The following is a 16,756-nucleotide window of genomic DNA, read 5'->3' on the forward strand; positions in this document are numbered from 1 at the left end:
CCTCAGCGGTGGCAGCCCGAGCAATCCGAGGGCGGCCGGAGGATGCGGGGGGATTTCGATGGCTCGGGAAGGGGCGTGCCGGAGGTGAGGGCCAGCAGCTCTCCCGCGCGCGGTGCGGACGGCGTCGGCGCGGACAGGCCTTCCGCCGACATCTTGCGGTGACAGTCCAGGCACCAGCCCATGGTCATGGGCTCCACCTGCTCCACGCGCACCATCTCCTGGACCTGGCCGTGGCACGTCTGGCACTTCAGGCCCGCGGTGACGTGGCTCGCGTGGTTGAAGAAGGCGTGGTCCGGCAGGTGGTGGACCCGCACCCACGCGATGGGCGCATTCGACGCCACCGCCGCCGCCACCTTCTGGATCTCCGGCGAGTCCTTCTTCACTTGCGTGTGGCAGTTCATGCACACGCTGGCGGAGGGCACTCCCGCGTGGCGACTGCGCTCGGCGCCCACGTGACAGTACTGACAATCGAGTTCGTACTGGCCCGCGTGGACGGCGTGGGAGAAGGCCACCGGCTGCGCGGGCATGTGGCCCTGCTGGTTGTTCACCGGCCCACTGCATCCACCCAGGCTCAGCGCGCAGAGCGCACCGACGTACCCCAGGGCACGGAAGGAAACGTGGCTCATGGCGTCTCCTCGCGAGGCGTGGCGAGCAGCCCAGGCTCGACAGACTCGGGCGCATGCACTGGCGCCGGCACCTGGCTCATCCGGAAGAAGGGAGCCAGCGCCAGTAGGGCGAAGCCCGCGAGCAGGTGGACCTGGAAGACGAGCGGCGCGCTCTGAATCAGCGTCGAGTCCGGCTGCACGGCCAGCACCGAGCGCAGGTACGGCACCGTCACATGCACGTACCAGGCGGAGCTCCAGCGCAACGACACCGCCACGTACACGCCCGTGAGCACGTGGGCGAACACCAGCCCCAGGGCGACCGCCGAGCCCCACTGGCCCTCGCGCGCCCGGCGCAGGGTCAGCGAGAACAGCCCCCAGCCCAGCAGCAACGCGCCGATGAGGCTCACCGACTCCAGCGCGAACAGCCGCGACGGCGAGGCGTTGAAGGCCTGCATCGCACGCGGCGCCGCGAAGCCCAGCAGGTGGTTGAGCGCGACGACGGCCGCTCCCGCCAGCACGGCCCGTCCCGCTGGCGTCCAGGGGGAGTTCGGCGCGGGCGTCTCACGCAGGGTCAGCCTGCGGATGATGCCCGCGAGCGCGATGCCCGCCGCCAGGTACGGAAAGAAGGAGAAGAGGACGGAGTCGCTCACGAGTGACCTCGCGCGGACGGCGTGGTGAAGACCACTCCGATGAAGCCCAGCGCCGCGACCAGGCCAACGACGCCCAGGTAGAAGAAGTCGCGGTCCGCGCGCGGACGGCTGCCATCCCGCGAGGCGTCCGCGAGGTAGGCCTTGAGGGCGTACTGCTCCTCCTCGACGAGCGGCGCCTTCGCGTACAGCGCGCCCATCATCGGCCCCTCCAGCTTCACGAGCGCAGGCCGCATCCCCTTCTCGCCCAGGCGCGCGAAGGCGAAGGTGAGGTTGGGCCCCAGCGTGCCGCCACCAGCGAGGCCCAGGCCGCGCACGTCATGGCAGCCGATACAGGCGGCGCCTCCGTTGGTCAGCGGCTCGGTGCCCTCGAAGAGGCGACGGCCCCGTGCGACTTCCTCCGGCGTGGCGTCCGTGCCCATCTTCTCCGCGGGCGAGGGCTTGCAGCCGCCCTTCCCCTTTTGAGTGCACTCCCGGAAGTAGGCGAAGAGGCTGGCGCGCTCCGCGTCGGACAGCGCCTGGTCCGGCATGCGCACGCCGTTGAACTTCGTGAGCAGCTCGCCCGCGACGGGGTCTCCCGTGTCGATGAGCGAGCCCGGGCTCTTGATGAAGCGGGTGAGCCACGCCTCATCGCGACGCTCCAGCACTCCGTGCAGGTCCGGGCCAATCCGGTCACCCTCGCCCACGGAGTGGCAGGTGGCGCAGCGCTGGGTGAAGAGCTGCGCACCCTGTCGAGACGCCTGCGCCAGCGCGGTCGGCGCGGCCAGCACGGCCAGGAGCGGAATGATGGGGACGAGCGTTCGCTCCTGAGGCGGCCGTCCTCCCAGCACACGTGTCCGCATTGCTGCGTGCCCCTCCTCACGGGGAAGCCGAGCTCATTGCTCGGCACACGCGGACTCAGTGCAACCAGGAGGCCAGGGAGCTCACCAGCTCACGACCTCATGGAGCGCCGGAAATCGTGAGAAGGGAGCGCAGCATTTGCGCCGCGCGGCGCGAGCGGACGCAGCGTTTGCCAGGGCACGAAGGCGAGCAGGAGCAGGTCCTCGCAGCCATCACGATGGCGTGCCCGGCCCAGCGCGAGACCTCACGAGCCCCAAGAACAGGAAGGGGCTCGCGCTACCGCGCAGGAGGGGCTGAAGCGCAGCCCTGCTCGACGCTGAGCGCACCGCGGACTCTCCAGCGGTGACTTTACGGGCTACACGAAGCCGCGCGGGGAGCGAGCTGCTCCACCCGCGCGGCACAGCTCACATCGCGGTGGTGGTGAACACGCCGCGGCCGATGGCCATGATGCCACCGATGATGAACACGATGGCGAGCCCCACGCCCGCCAGCGGCAGCGCGTAGCCCGGCTGCGCACGACGGCGGTTCACCGAGAGGAGCACCTGCGCGACGACGGCCGCCAGCACCATCAACACGATGTGGCCGATGAGGGCCGGGTAGTAGAAGCGCGTCACCAGCACGAGGATGCCGAGCAGCACCTGGAGGTGCAGCAGCCCCGCGAAGGAAGCGCCGAGGATGCGCCCGCCCTTGTCGAACGGGCGCTTCGTGGCGAACCCGTAGGCGAAGTAGGCGATGGCCAGCACGCCCGCGAGCAGCACCAGATAGCGAAGCCCTGAGTGGGCGTAGAAGAACATTCGGTCCATGGGGCTCGCGGTTTATCAACGCACGGGGTGGGACGCACGTTTCAAGACGGATCCGGCTCGGGCGTCTTCTTCGTGCTGGGGGGAAGCGGCGGCGCGGCGATGTGCTCCCGGGGCGGCAGCTCGCCCGTGAGGCTCTGGAGGAAGGCCACCAGGTCATCCACCTCCCCGTCCGTCAGCGTCCGCGCCAGCTGGTGCTTCGCCATCAGCCGCACCATCGTCGGCAGGTCCTTCACGCTGCCGTCGTGCAGGTACGGCCCCGTCCGGTCGATGTCCCGCAGCGTGGGCACCCGGAACTTGCCCCGGTCGTCCTCGTTCTTCGTCGCGTCGAACCGCCCCGCGTCCGTCAGCCCCGGGTAGTCCTCCAGCAGCCCGAGCTTCTGGAACGACATGCCCCCCACCGCCGGGCCGTTGTGGCACGTGGTGCAGCCCGTGAGGGCGAAGAGCTGGAGCCCGCGCAGCTCCGGCTCGTTGAGCGCGGCGTGCTCTCCCGCCAGGAAGCGGTCGAAGCGCGACGTCGTCGTGAGCCCTCGCTCGAAGGCGGCGATGGCGCGCGCGGCGTTCGTCAGCGACACCGACTTCTTCTCTCCGGGAAATGCCTCACGGAAGCGCGTGACGTACTCAGGGATGGAGGAGAGCGTGGCCACCACGCGCCGCTCGTCGGGCATGGCCATCTCCACCGGGTTCAGGATGGGACCGGAGGCCTGCGCCTCCAGCGTGTCGGCGCGGCCGTCCCAGAACTGCGCGATGTGCCCCGCCGCGTTGTAGACGGTGGGCGAGTTGCGCGTGCCCTTCTGCCCCCGGTGCCCGTCCGACAGCGCCTTGTTGTCCACGCCGTAGGTGTCCAGGCCGTGGCAGGTGTTGCAGGAGACGTCGTGGTTCTTCGACAGGCGCGGCTCGAAGAAGAGCATGCGGCCCAGCGCCACCTGCGCCTCGGTGTCCTTGGGCGCGGGCTTCGCGTCCTTCGCCGGAGGAAACGGGCGGAAGAAGTGCGCGAGCTGGTCGGGCGTCAGCGGCTTCGGCGCGCGCGGCTTCGGCGTGGCGGCCTGCTCCACCGGAGGCGTGGGCGCCGACGCGACCTCCTGCTTCCGCTCGCACGCCGTGAGCCCACCCGCGCCGAGCGAGGTCAACGTGAGCAGCGTCAGGAACCGGTTGCGCGACATGAGGCACTCCAGGGGCGTGGACCGGAGCGGCACGCTAGCAGTCCCGCTCCGCCATGTTGCCCGCGTCTTGATGACGCACCCCACGTCCCCTTTCAGCGTCCATCAGCCTCGGCGACGGCAGCCGCCCCTCCGCTCCCCTGCTCCACGGACATGCGGGCCTGGGCTGCGCGGCCACGGGCCAGCGGCTACCTCCTGAAGACGGAACTTTGCCTTCGCCAGGGCACCCGCCGACCTCCGCTCAGCGCCCTCGCAGCGGCGCATCCGCGGTGTGCCGCGAGGTCGACGTGCCTGGCCCCGAAGACGACGAGGAGGATGGATGCGGGATGAACGCGCTGGAGAGACGGACGAGACGCGCGAGGACGTCGACGTGCTCGTCTGTCGCAAGTGCCTGATGCGCCGCGGCGCCAGGTCCGGTGGCATCGAGTTGCCCCGCTGGCTCCAACGCTCGCTGAGCGAGCGAGGGCTCTCCGACACCGTCCACGTCATGCCCACCGGCTGCTTGCGGCAGTGCCCTCGAGGACAGGTCACCGTGCTCGTCACCGGCGGAGACCCGCGACAAGGCAGCGCCCTGATGACGGTGGATCCGCTCATGGAGCGCGAGAAGCTGCTGCGACTCATCGAAGCGCGCGCGCGTCCCGACGAGGACCTCCTGTCGTCCGAGCCCGCCTCCGAGCCCGCCCCCGAGCGCACCGGGGACGAACACGACGAGCGGAACATCCCGTCGTAGAGACGCGTCGGACGCCGCGCGCGCGGGAGGCCCGAAGACGAGCCGGTCGACGAGCCACGCCACGCCCAGCCCTGTCGCCGTCCCCGCCGCGTCCCACGCCAGGTCCTTGAGCGAGAAGGTCGTCCCACGCCCCAGGTCGTACAACTCCTTGCCCACTCCCACCCCGAGCGCCAGTCCAGCGCCCGTCAGGAGGCGCGCCTCGGGCGGCTCGAAGAGGAGCGCACCGGCGCCGTAGCCCACGCCCGCCAGGACGAAGCACGCCGCGAAGTGCTTCGGCTTGTCGGGGCCCAGCCAGTCATCTCCGGACGCGGCCCTCGCCGTCGATGGCGTGGTGGACAGGAGCAGCAGCGGGGCGAGCAGGCTCAGAGAGGAGGTCCGCATGCCCAGGGATGTAGCACCCCACGGACCGTCCAGGTGGCCCGCCCGGAGTGTGGAAGCGGCCTCCCGCAATCGCGCGTTTTCGAGACGCGGCCCCTGGGTCGTCCTATGCTCCAGGTCGCGTGAAACGACTCGGTCCCTCGTTCACCTTCCAGCAGCAATCGACCCGGCACCCCGGGCTCGATGGTGCTCGCGGCCTCGCGGTCCTCGCCATGGTGCTGGGACATACGCTGGACGCGCTGCTCTCACCCGAGGCTCGCCAACTGCCCTGGGTGCAGCACTACTGGACCTTTCGCGGAATCACCGCGCCCCTCTTCCTCCTGGTGAGTGGCTGGGCCGTCATCGCCGCCCTGGGCACCAAGCCCAACGCAGCGCGCGACACACTCGGTCGCCGCATCCGCCGCTCTCTGTTGCTGTTGTTCCTGGGCTACTTCCTGCACTGGCCCGGCTGGCCGGTGGTGCATGACCTGGGCTGGACGGACGCCATGCTGTCGCGCGTCTTCGCCTTCGATGCGCTCCAGTGCATCGGCTTCGCGCTGCTCCTGGGCTCGGTGCTGCTCGCGCTCGTGCCCGCGCGCGGAGGCCGTCCGCTCGTCCTGCTCACCCTGGCCGTGGCGATTCCCCTGGCGAGCGCGACGATGTGGCGGCTGGGCGTGGGGCTGCCCATGCCGGTGCAGCAGTTCCTGGGCAGTGGCGAGGGCAGTCGCTTCCCCTTCTTCCCCTGGGCGGGCTTCTTCTTCGCGGGCGCCTTCGCCGCCTATGCGCTGCACCTCTTGAAGCCGGGCTGGCCACAGGGGCTGGCGCTGCTCGCGCTGGGCGCGGGGCTGCTCGGGCTCACGCGCCTGACGACCGCCGACTGGGGCCCCGCCAGCGCGTGGCTGGTGGCCTATCGCGTGGGTCAGGGACTCTTCGTCCTCGGCGTGGTGAACCTGGCCCCCGTCCGGCTCAGCGGGCTCCTGGCGCCGCTCGGCCGGCTGTCGCTGTGGGTCTACGTGCTGCACCTGCCCATCGTGTACGGGTGGGCGGATATCGGCGGCCTCTCCGGCCACGTGGGCCCCATCCTCGGGGTCCCCGCCGCGGTGGGTGTGGGACTGGCCCTGCTGCTGACCTGCGCTGGCGTGGCCCGGCTCGGCCGCTGGCTGCTGGACCAGGCCCGCCCCTGGCGCGCGGGCTCCACCACGCTCAAGGCCAGCCTCGGCAGCAGCACGCGGATGAGCCCTCGGGCCTGAAGCTCCGCGAGGCCGCGCGCGGCGTCAGTGTCGCGGCTCGTCCTCGGTGAACTCCGCGTCCACCTCGGACTTGGACGCACCGGAGCGCATGCGCGCGGACGGGCTCGCGGCGTCCTCCGTCCACGCCTCGGGGAACGGAGTCCGCGAGACAGTCTCGTCGGGAAACGGCCCTGGAAAGCCCATGCCACCGAGGGTGGTGACGCGCAGCGAGCCGTCGCGCATGCGGCGCTCCACGGCGCGGCGCAGGCGCGCCGTCACGAAGTGCCTCACGGGGGGCAGCAGCAGCGACAGACCCACCACGTCGGTGATGACGCCGGGAATCACCAGCAGCACGCCGCCGAGCATCACCAGCGCGCCGCTGAACAGCCCCTCCTCGGGGACCTGCTTTCGGGCCAGGGCGTCTCGCCAGCGGCGCATCACCCTGCCGCCCTCACGACGGGCGAGCCAGGAGCCCACCACGCCCGTCAGCAGCACCAGGGCCAGCGTCGGCATGAAGCCCACCTCGCGGCCAATGACGACCAGCAGGTACAGCTCCACGAAGGGAACGATGAGCGCGAGCAGGAAGTACTTGAACACCCCCGCAATCTAACGCCGAGCGCTCCCTCGCGCCGGACAACCCCGCGGGCCAGGAGGCGCCTCCCCGCCCGCCCGGCCTACCATCCGCCGAGGCTCCCCAGCATCGAGCTGACGAGCATGTACAAGAAGACGAAGGCGCCAATGGCGATGAGGAAGAACTTCGCGCCCGGCTGGAAGCCCCTGGGCCCTTCCGTCGTCAGCGGCGTGTACGTCGCGGAGCCCATCGTCTCGGACGCCCCGGAGGAGCCGCCCGCGTAGCGCACCGTGCGCATGTACTGGTCCGCCACCATGCCTTCGTCGGAAGCCACCAACGAGCGGCCCAGCTGCGGGTCCACGAGCCGGGCCCCCGCCTTGGAGGCCAGCCGGGCGGCCTCGACCACCACCTCGCGCACCAGGTCCGAGCGCTCGGCCAAGGGGATTCGCAGCTCGGTGGCCACGACCCGCCCGCCCTCGCGCAGCACTCCCACCTCCACGTCTCCGTTCTGGAAGTGCCAGAGGCGGTTTCCATCCGGACGGACGGTCACCCGCTTCTCCGAGAGGAGGTCATCCACCCGCGCCGCCTCGTAAGGCGTGCCCGGCGTCATCGTCTGTAGGAGCAACTCGTATCTCACGCGGGTTGCGAGTATACGCCGCGAATCGCCATGCCCACCTCTTCCAAGCCCCCTTCTGGCCCCCCTCGCGGTGGCAGGCCCTCCTCCCCGCCCCACGGCGCGGGCCGTGGCCGTCCCCACCACCGTCCCGAAAAGGTCCATCCTGACCGGACCTCCCCCGAGATTGGCCCGGACGGACTGCCCCAGGTCTCCCTGGTGCGCCGGGGCGTGGACCGCTGGCAGGCGGGGCACCCGTGGATTTATCGCGCGGACCTCAACGGCGACCCGGGCCTCGTCGGTGGCGAGGTGGTGCGCGTGGTGGACGGGCGCGGCTGGTTCATCGGCAAGGCGTTCTATTCGCGCCAGTCGAAGATTTCGCTGCGCTGGCTCAGCTTCGACGACATCGCCGTGGACGACGACTTCTTCCGTCAGCGCCTGCTGGCCGCGCAGGCCCTGCGCACCCGCGCGCTCCCGGGTGAGACGACGTACCGGCTGATGCACGGCGAGGCGGACGGGATTCCGGGCCTCGTGGTGGACCGCTACGGCGACTACCTCAGCGTCCAGTTCCTGGTGCCCGCCATGGAGCAGCGCAAGACGCTCATCGCGGACCTGCTGCAGGAGCAGTTCAAGCCGAAAGGCATCGTCAACCGCTCGGACGTGAGCGTGCGCCACCTGGAAGGCCTGACGCCGGAGAAGGGACTGCTGCGCGGCGAGTTGCCCGGCCCCGTCTCCTTCGACGAGGGACTGGTGCGCGTGCGCGCGGACCTGCTCGAGGGCCAGAAGACGGGCGCGTTCCTGGACCAGCGGGAGAACCACGTCGTGGCCGCGCAGTACGCGCATGGCGAGGCGCTGGACTGCTTCTCGTACGTGGGTGGCTTCGCGCTCCAGCTCGCCACGCGGGCGCAGAGCGTGACGGCGGTGGAGATCTCGGAGCTGGCCTCGGCCCAGCTTCGCGACAACGCCGCCGCCAACAAGCTCACCAACCTGAACGTCGTGGTGGCCAACGCCTTCGACTTCCTGCGCGACGCGGTGGACGAGGGTCGCAAGTTCGACACCATCGTCCTGGACCCGCCGTCCTTCGCGAAGAACAAGGACGCCATCGCCGCCGCGGTGCGCGGCTACAAGGAGATCAACCTCCGCGCCATGCAGCTGTTGCGGCCCGGCGGCATCCTCATCACCGCGAGCTGCACGTACCACGTGGACGAGCAGGCGTTCGAGGACATGCTCGCCTCGGCCGCCGCGGACGCGCGCCGCCGCATGCAGATCATCGAGCGACGTGGCGCCGGCAAGGACCACCCCGTGCTGCTCAACCTGCGGGAAACCCGCTACCTGAAGTGTTACGTGCTGCGCGCGCTGTGAGGCGCCGCGCATCGACCCGCGCACCCGTGGCGTGAGACAACGGCACGGACCATGCGGACCCGGGACTGGGACGAAGGCGAGGACGCTCCCACGACAGGGGGCACTCGCGAGAAGGAGCGCGCACTGAAGGAAGTGCGCGCCATCTACCGGCAGGCGGACACCGCCTACGCCCCCTTCTCATGTCAGGCCAGCGGCGAGTGCTGCCAGCTCGCTCGCACCGGACGTCAGCCCTGGCTGTGGCTGCCCGAGTGGGAGCTGCTGACGAAGGGCCGTCCCCTGCCCTCGCCTCGCGCGGATGGCGGGTGTCCCTACCTGGATGCGGCGGGCAAGCGCTGCACGGTGTACGCGGACCGCCCGTTCGGCTGCCGCACCTTCTTCTGCGAGCGCATTCGAGGCCCCTCGCGCCAGCCCGCGGAGACAGTGGGCGCGCTGCTGGAGCGCTTGGAGCGCGTGTCCCAGAGCAGGGACGCGACGCTGAAGGCCCCGCGTCCGCTGCTGGAGTGGCACGAGGAAGCCCTTACGCTGGCGGCGTCCGGACAGACACCCTGACGGGTCCTCTCGTACCGCAGCGCCACGGTCTGCACTGAATCCGGCTCTTGGATTCAAGGCAACGCTGCAATTCGGGGAGTTCCGAAAACAAGAGCGCATGTATCAGCGTGAACTCGTGCGCTGACGGGGCAATGATTGCATCGTCAATCGGCTGCGGAGGCGTGGGCTTGCGGAGAGGGCGTACGAGCGGAGCGACGGGTCATCGAGGCCACCCGATGAAAGGTCGGGTGTCCCTGCCGTGATTGCACCGCGTTGGCTCGTCGCACCGCAGGAATACAAGGGAACCCTCACGGCCACGGAGGCCGCCGAGGCGATGGCCAAGGGCGTGCGGGAGGTTTCGCCGGAGGTGGTGCTGGATGTCGCGCCGCTCGCGGATGGAGGACCCGGCACGGTGGATGCGCTGCTGTCGGGCACGCGAGGCGAGCGCCGCGTGCGCCAGGTGCATGGTCCGCTGGGCCAGCCTGTGGAGGCCGCCTGGGCCTTGCTGGAGGATGGTCGCACGGCGGTGGTGGAGATGGCGGCGGCGTCCGGGCTGACGCGGATGGAGCCGAGTCCCAGCAACGCGCGGCGGGCCTCCACGTACGGCACGGGCGAGCTGATGCGCGCCGCGCTGGAAGCGGGCTGCGAGCGACTCATCGTCGGCCTGGGGGGAAGCGCCACGACGGACGGAGGCACGGGCGCGCTGACGGCGCTGGGCTATCGCTTCCTGGATGTGCATGGGAACCCGCTGCCGCCCGGTGGTGGCGCGCTGGGGGCGCTGGCGCGGGTGGACTCGACGGGACGGCATCCCCGGCTCGGGCAGGTCGAGCTGATGGGGGCCACGGATGTCACGTCGCCGCTGCTGGGGACGGATGGCGCCGCGCGCCTGTTCAGTCCGCAGAAGGGCGCGGACGCGGAGGTGGTGGAGGCGCTGGAGGCGGCGCTGGCGCACTTCGCGAGCGTGGTGGGCGACCTGGCGGCGGGCTGGCCCGGCACGGGCGCGGCGGGAGGCTTCGGCTTCGGGCTGACCGTGCTCGCGAGAGCGCGGCTGGTGCCCGGGTATGAGCTGGTGTCGCGCGCGTTGGGGTTGGAGCGGCGCGTGTTGCTGGCGGAGGTGGTGCTCACGGGCGAGGGGCGCTTCGACCGGCAGACGTCCATGGGGAAGGGGCCGGGTGGACTGGCGCGGTTGGCGCGTGAGCACGGCACGCCGGTGGAGCTGTTCGCCGGCTCTGTGCAACGCGACGAGGGGCTGGAGCTGGACTTGTTCCACACGGTGGTGGACCTGAGCGCGCAGGCGCGTCCGGGGGCCTCGGCGGCGGAGGTGCTCTGTGAAGCCGTGGCGCGCTGGACGGCCGCTCGACTCAAGTCCGGTCGCTGACAGTTCTGGCTGTGGTTCGCCGCGCTCGGCGACCTGTCCAGAGGCGCGGTACACTTCCCGGCCATGCGCCACGTCCTGCTCGCCGCTACCGCAGCATGCCTTGCGACCGCCTGCACCGAGGGCTCACTCCGAACCGCCCCCACCGCCTCCGCTCCCCTGAGCCGCGAGGGAGCCGCCCTCCCCTCCGGTGAAGCGCCTCCGCCCTCTCCCACGACGGGAAAGGGAACCGCCACGCCAGGCGCGAGCAAGGGCCCGGGGAGCACCGCGCCCACGACGAACAGCGCGCCGTCCTCACCGGGCCCGTGCTCGCGCGACGAGACCTTCCGCATCTCCACGGTGGGCAAGGGCGCGAAGCCCACGGTCCAGGTGGAGCCGGACCCCGGCTACGGCAAGGCCCTGCGCGCGGCGGAGGTGGACCTGGACGGCCGAGGCCAGCAGGACCTCTACGTCATCTTCCCCACGGACGCGGGGAGCGATGGGGCCACGATGCAGGCCCTCTACATCCATTGCAGTGGAGACCGGTACGCCCCCGTCTGGGGCCCCGAGTACACGCTGGAGCTGAAGCCCCTGGACACACGCACCCAGGGCTGGCGCGACGTGGTGCACCGGGAGAAGGGCGGCACCCTGGACGCTCCCACAGTGAAGCGCGTGACGATGCGCTTCCAGGGTGACACCTACCAGGACGCGTCCACGGAGACGGAGAAGCCCTGACGGGCGACCCCGCCTCCCGGCGACTCAGGGCACGTCGAAGTTGAACGAGTTGCGCGTCGACAGCAGCACGGTGCCCGCGGGCAGCACGAGCTGGTAGTTGCGCGGGTTCGTCGTCTGGACGGTGCCCCCCAGCCAGCCCGGCCAGTTCGCCACGTTGTCCACCGAGTCATTCACGCTCGACGCTTCCGCGAGGATGTGGGTGATGAGGGCGGTCTCATGCGCGTTGGTCCACAGGTTGGGGGCCTGGGTCCAATTGAGCGTGGCGTTCGCCGCCTTCGCGGCGGTGAAGGCATTGCGCAGCCGCTGTCCCGCCGAGTTCTGCCCGGCGACATGGCCCGGCCGGAAGATGTGCCAGCGCAGCAGGATGCCCATCAGCTTCTCGGACGTCGCCACGTCGCCGATGGTCGGAGCACGCGCGTTGGCGCCCGTGCCCACGTCGGCCACGCCGGTGCCCCAGGGCGTGTTGCGGATGTCTCGCAGGCGGATGCGGGCCGCGTTCCACATGGCGCGCTGGAAGCCCTCGATGGTCCGTCCCGCCATCTGGAAACGGTAGTACCAGTGATACGTCTTGTAGTAGTTGCCCGCGGCCTCCGTCTGCGCCATCCGAGCCCACGTCTCGTCGTCGAGTTGCTGCGCGGGCCAGCCCGCGTACTTCTTGCCGGAGCTGCTGTAGAGCGTGGCGCCGTTGCCGGCTCCCGCGTTCCAGTCCTCGTCGATGCGCAGGCCGAAGAACTCGATGGCCTCTTCGAAGGCGACCTGGTTGCTGGAGCGCAGATAGGAGAGGAAGCCGCACAGCTCGCCCTCGGAGGGCTCGGGGCTTCCGGCGAAGAGGATGCCCAGCGTCCAGTGACACGGCCCCAGTGAGATGAAGGCGTTGTCGTAGGCGTTGAGCGAGTCGAAGTACCCCAGGTTCTCCTGCTCCGCGGCGGCGCGGACGACCTTGTACGTGGAGCGCTGGGACGCCGTCATCGAGTTGTAGTCGGCCACGCCCGTGAAGTTGGCGGGCAACAGCTCCGACGTCGCCCACGTGTGCCGGGTGGGCATGCTCACCGGGCCGCCGTAGCTGGGGTAGTTGGTGTACGTGCCCAGCACGTGCAGGTCCGTCTCGTTCCGGCCGGTGGGCAGCGTGTAGTAGCCGGAGAAGTCTCGCACGTAGATGCGCGGCGCGGTGTTGGCGCAGTCGTCGTGCCGCCAGAGGTTGTCCTGGAAGACGGTGGTGGGGTTGCCGTTCGCCACGTTCATCGCGCGGACGATGACGGGGCAGCGCCAGCGATTGGCGAGCCAGTGCCGGATGCGCTGCTCCGTGTCGTCGTTGACGAAGCCGCTGACCGCCCCGTCATAGACCTGGGAGTTGGCCACCTGGGACAGCCGCTCCACGTAGTTGGTGCTCGTGTTGGCGGTGTCCTCCCGCGCGACGTTCTCCATCTTCGAGTAGATCTGGAACTCGCGCACGGCCCACTCGGTGCTCAGACCGAAGGCGCCGTCAGGAGTGCCGCCGATGAGGAAGCCCAGCTCGCGCAGGTCGCGCTGGAGCCGGAGCACGTGGGTGGGCGCCGTGAGGGCATTGCCCGCGGTGCCCGTGCCTGGAGCGACCAGGGTGGGTGCGCCGTTGTTGCCCTGGGCGACCGGCTGCACCGCGCCACCCCAGCGGTGCTGGTCGTCGCGGTCTCTGCGCTGAAGAACGAAGCCACCATAGCGGTGCGTGTCCACCGCGGTGGCGCTCTGCTGAGCGGTGGCGGAGGCAGCCGTGCCACCTGTCGCCGCGCCGCCCGTCGTGGTGGCCCCCGCGCCCGTCTGCTGCGACGCGGCGGTCGTCGTGCCCGAGCCGCCCGTGCCCGTGGTTCCCGGAGTGCTCGCGGTGGTCGTCGTGCCCGAGCCGCCCGTGCCCCCGGGACTCGCAGTCGCCGAGCCCGTCGCCGGAGGCGGAGCTGCTCCCTCTCCCGCCGAAGCCCCACCACCCGGTGAGCCCCCACCCTCCTGAAGCTCCTCCTCCTCGTCCGCATCCGACCCGAACGACGGGGGCATGACCTCCGTGCCACCGTTCTGCTCGTGCCTCTCCTCGAGGCTCTCCAGCGTCTCCTTGCTCAGCTCTCCCGTGGGAGGCAGGAGCAGGGCCAACTGAAAGCTGGCCAGCGCCGTGCGGGTGGCCTCCGTCAGCTCGTTGTTGATGGGCCCGTTGTACCAACCCAGGTTCGCCAGCCGCGCCTGCACGCCACTGAGCGCGTCCAGCGGGTCCAGGTAGCCCAGCTTCAACTTCCACTCACACGCCAGCTCGGGCTCCTCGGAGGTCCAGACCTTGAGCGTGGCCTCCGTGGCCTCCGGCGGCAGCGGCTGGTCCAGGAGCCCCTGGAAGGTGAGCGTCCCCTTCAAGAGCTTCTCGCCCAGCTTCAGCTCGTAGCGCTTGAGCCCCAGCGGCGCGTTCGCCCGTCGCATGCCCAGGCGGATGCGGTCCGGCGGGTCTCCGCCCTGCAAGCTGTAGCTGGAGCCCGTGGAGACCTTGAGTCCCGGCAGCTCCGGGATGACCACCTCGTCACCCGGCTGGAGGCAGAACGCATTCGCCCGCTTCGCGCGCAGGGGCGCGTTGTCAGGGTGGTCCCAGAGCTCCTGCCACTTGGCGAACCCATACTGCCGAGAAATCTTCGACAGCCACTCGCCCTGCTTGACCTTGTGCCGTGTGCTCATCGCGCGTTGGGTCCTTCCAGCGAATCAGCCCTGCGGTTTCGGGAACGACAGCACCGACTCACCCTCAGGCAGCTTCTCGAGCTTCGCGCCACCCTGCCCGTCCAGCGTGCCCTTGCGGACACTGCCATCCGGCAGCTTGAGCTCGAACTCGCGCCCCTCCACGGACCCGCCGCTCCGGCTCTTCATCTTGAGCTTCATGGAGCCCGACTCGGCCGGCGGCAGCTTTCCAATCTCCTTGAGGGTGATGGACTCGCTCTTCGCCGAACCCGCCGCCTCCATCTTCACCTTGGCGCCCTTGATCTTCACCTCGGAGCCATCCAGCGTGAGCGTCTTGGCGATGAGCTTCACGTTGCCGGACTTCTCCACCTGCAACGCCAGGTTCCCGTTGACGATGACGGAGAGCTTGTCGGACTTGAGCGAGTACGTCTTCGCCATCAAGGTCGTCTCCTCCTTGATGTGAAGCTGGAACAGGCCCTTCACCTCTTCCTTCAAGTCCTTGCCCACCGTCACGGTGGTGCCGCCCTTCACCTCGGTCTTCCAGTCGGTGCCAATCTTCCGCTCGGTCTTCTCCGACACCGTCTCGCTGCGGTGGCCCATCACGTTCTCGACGTGCGCGCCGCCCACCTGAATCGACTTCACACCACCGGTCGCCTCGTTCAGCGCCAGCGCGACGGACACCGCCAGCGCCCCGCCAATCGTGGTGGCCTTCGCCGCGCCCACCATCTCCGACGAGGCCTTGGAGACATCCACGAAGAGGTTGCCGCCCACCGTCATCACCTGGTTGCCATCGACCTCCTCGTCGTGGCTCCCGAGCGTGGCGCTCTCGCGGTTCTTCTGCACCAGCAGCGACTGGTTGCCCTCCACCATCGACACGTCGTGCTTCTTCACCAGCAACGTCTGGAAGCCGTCCACCGTGCGCTTGCGGTCCTTCTTCACCAGCAGCGCCTCGTACCCGCCCACCTGCTGGTCCTTGTTGTTCTCCGTGAGCAGGTCTTCATCCTTCTGCGCGTGGGTGAAGATCTCCTCGGCGCCCGTGGAGTCCTCGACGCGCACCTCGTTGAAGCCGTTGCTGCCGGGGCTCGACGCGCTCTTGCGAGTGCTCTTCGTCTTCTCGTCCGGCAGCGGGTACGGCGCCATGTTGGAGCCGTTGTAGACGGCGCCCGCGATCAGCGGTCGGTCCGGGTCACCCTCCAGGAAGCGCACCACCACCTCCTGGCCGATGCGCGGCAGCCACACGTCACCCCATGCCGGACCACCCCACGGCTGCCCCACGCGCACCCAGCAGGAGGCCTTCTCGTCCTTCTTGCCCTCGCGGTCCCAGTGGAACTGGACCTTCACCCGGCCGTGCGCGTCGGTGTGGATCTCCTCGCCGGAGGGCCCCACCACCGTGGCCGTCTGCAGACCCGCGATGCGCGGCGGCGATGTCTTGCGGCGCGGCCGGAAGGGCACCTCCTTGGGGAGGAGCTGGAACTGGTTGCGGTAGAGCCCCTGGAGCGACTCGCTGCCCGCCGTGACGTCCGGTTGAAGACCCGAGTGCACCACGTCGGTGACCAGGTACTCCCCCTGGAAGGCGTCATCCTCGGACAGCTCCACTTCCATCAGGAACCCCGGCGTCAGCCGAGGCGCCACGCTGTCACCCGCGAGCGTCCGGCCACCCACGGTGGCCTCCTCCACGCGCACGTTCGACGTGGACTTGCCCACGCCCGGTGTCACGTAGCCGGCGGGATAGTCGTACAGCTCCAGCGCCGTCACGCCCTCCTTGGCCTCCGTCTTTCCGGAGACATCCAGGGCGGGCTTCTCGAAGTCGTAGTCCTTCAGGTGCACGGCGCCCGGGCGCAGCCGGTGCACCACCTCCAGCGCGGAGAGGTACTCCTCCTCCACCACCGCCTTGCCCAGGCTGGGACGCAGCGGCAGCGCCTTGCCCTGCGGCAGCGGCGCATGGGCGCTCGGCTTGTCGCCCAGCACCAGCGTGTGCCCGTCCTCGGTGTGCTCGAAGAAGTAGAAGATGCCCTCCCACTCCATCAGCCGGCTGAGGAAGGCGAAGTCCGACTCGCGGTACTGCACGCAGTACTCACGCGGCGCGTAGGTGGCGGACAGGGCCGCGCGCACCTCGATGCCGTTCTCCTTCAGCACCGCCTTGAGGATGTCGGGGACGGTCTTCTCCTGGAAGATGCGGCTCTTGTGGGACTGGGTCAGTCGCCACAGTCGCGGCACCACGTGCGCCCGGTAGCGCCGGCGCCCCGTCTTCATCCCCAGGGCTTCCACCTCGCGCACCCAGCCGTGCACGTGCCGTGCGGCGAAGTCCCGCACCGAGAACGTCACCAGCGCGTCCTGTCCCACCAGCTCCGCGACGTCGAGCGGCTCGCCCTCCACCGTGAAGAAGTCCACACGGAAGTCGAACAACCGACTGAGGCCCTCGGAGCCGGAGACTCCCGACACGCCCAGCCCGTCCGGGCCATGGGGGCCGACCTTCAGCGAGAACGCCGGTGAGCTCTGTCGTGACATGACTCCCCCTTCAGCAGCGGCAAGCCATCAACGGCGGG

Annotated in this window: 15 protein-coding genes; 5 read left to right on the forward strand and 10 right to left on the reverse strand. The window is 70.1% G+C overall.

Annotated features, from left to right (window positions below; translation table 11 throughout):
• Positions 1–2: 2 nt before the first annotated feature.
• From ACN469_RS24470 to ACN469_RS24495, 6 genes are all read right to left on the reverse strand, one after another.
• Positions 3–626, reverse strand: a complete 624-nt coding sequence (locus tag ACN469_RS24470) for a cytochrome c3 family protein (protein WP_498771282.1) — start codon at positions 624–626, stop codon at positions 3–5.
• Positions 623–1,255 carry a respiratory nitrate reductase subunit gamma gene (locus ACN469_RS24475; protein ID WP_498771284.1) on the reverse strand — a complete coding sequence of 211 codons (633 nt, stop codon included), beginning with the start codon at positions 1,253–1,255 and terminating at the stop codon, positions 623–625. Before ACN469_RS24475 ends, ACN469_RS24470 begins: the two co-directional genes overlap by 4 nt.
• Positions 1,252–2,094, reverse strand: coding sequence for a c-type cytochrome (locus ACN469_RS24480; protein ID WP_498771286.1), 843 nt, complete (start codon positions 2,092–2,094; stop codon positions 1,252–1,254). Before ACN469_RS24480 ends, ACN469_RS24475 begins: the two co-directional genes overlap by 4 nt.
• 402 nt (positions 2,095–2,496) lie before the next feature.
• Positions 2,497–2,895, reverse strand: a complete 399-nt coding sequence (locus ACN469_RS24485) for a hypothetical protein (RefSeq protein WP_498771288.1) — start codon at positions 2,893–2,895, stop codon at positions 2,497–2,499.
• A gap of 41 nt (positions 2,896–2,936) precedes the next feature.
• Positions 2,937–4,055 (reverse strand): cytochrome-c peroxidase, encoded by a 1,119-nt coding sequence (locus ACN469_RS24490; protein ID WP_498771290.1) that lies wholly within the window; start codon positions 4,053–4,055, stop codon positions 2,937–2,939.
• Between the two features lie 238 nt (positions 4,056–4,293).
• Complete coding sequence (locus ACN469_RS24495) at positions 4,294–5,163, reverse strand: YfiM family protein (protein ID WP_498771292.1); 870 nt, start codon at positions 5,161–5,163, stop codon at positions 4,294–4,296.
• Positions 5,164–5,282: 119 nt separating this feature from the next.
• Between ACN469_RS24495 and ACN469_RS24500 the strand changes: the two genes are divergently transcribed.
• A complete protein-coding gene (locus tag ACN469_RS24500) occupies positions 5,283–6,389 on the forward strand; it encodes an acyltransferase family protein (protein WP_498771294.1) in 1,107 nt (368 codons plus the stop codon).
• 24 nt (positions 6,390–6,413) lie between these two features.
• Here ACN469_RS24500 and ACN469_RS24505 read toward each other — a convergent pair whose 3' ends face one another.
• The gene (locus ACN469_RS24505) at positions 6,414–6,965 is read right to left on the reverse strand and encodes an FxsA family protein (RefSeq protein ID WP_498771296.1); all 552 of its coding nucleotides are present in this window, start codon (positions 6,963–6,965) and stop codon (positions 6,414–6,416) included.
• A gap of 77 nt (positions 6,966–7,042) precedes the next feature.
• Positions 7,043–7,576, reverse strand: coding sequence for a hypothetical protein (locus tag ACN469_RS24510; protein ID WP_498771298.1), 534 nt, complete (start codon positions 7,574–7,576; stop codon positions 7,043–7,045).
• 30 nt (positions 7,577–7,606) lie between these two features.
• Between ACN469_RS24510 and ACN469_RS24515 the strand changes: the two genes are divergently transcribed.
• From ACN469_RS24515 to ACN469_RS24530, 4 genes are all read left to right on the forward strand, one after another.
• Positions 7,607–8,914, forward strand: coding sequence for a class I SAM-dependent rRNA methyltransferase (locus ACN469_RS24515; protein ID WP_498771300.1), 1,308 nt, complete (start codon positions 7,607–7,609; stop codon positions 8,912–8,914).
• A gap of 51 nt (positions 8,915–8,965) precedes the next feature.
• Positions 8,966–9,463, forward strand: coding sequence for a YkgJ family cysteine cluster protein (locus ACN469_RS24520; RefSeq protein ID WP_498771302.1), 498 nt, complete (start codon positions 8,966–8,968; stop codon positions 9,461–9,463).
• 238 nt (positions 9,464–9,701) lie between these two features.
• Entirely contained in the window at positions 9,702–10,820 is a 1,119-nt protein-coding gene (locus tag ACN469_RS24525) for a glycerate kinase (protein ID WP_498771304.1), read from the forward strand.
• A 63-nt stretch (positions 10,821–10,883) separates the two neighbouring features.
• On the forward strand, positions 10,884–11,531 hold the full coding sequence (locus ACN469_RS24530; RefSeq protein WP_498771306.1) for a hypothetical protein: 648 nt from the start codon (positions 10,884–10,886) through the stop codon (positions 11,529–11,531).
• Between the two features lie 24 nt (positions 11,532–11,555).
• On the opposite strand, the gene ACN469_RS24535 is transcribed toward ACN469_RS24530, so the two are convergent.
• Entirely contained in the window at positions 11,556–14,213 is a 2,658-nt protein-coding gene (locus ACN469_RS24535) for a peptidoglycan-binding protein (protein WP_498771308.1), read from the reverse strand.
• Positions 14,214–14,237: 24 nt separating this feature from the next.
• Positions 14,238–16,718 (reverse strand): type VI secretion system Vgr family protein, encoded by a 2,481-nt coding sequence (locus ACN469_RS24540; RefSeq protein WP_498771310.1) that lies wholly within the window; start codon positions 16,716–16,718, stop codon positions 14,238–14,240.
• Positions 16,719–16,756: the final 38 nt, after the last annotated feature.

The organism is Corallococcus terminator (assembly GCF_049194865.1).
Taxonomy (GTDB): domain Bacteria; phylum Myxococcota; class Myxococcia; order Myxococcales; family Myxococcaceae; genus Myxococcus; species Myxococcus terminator_A.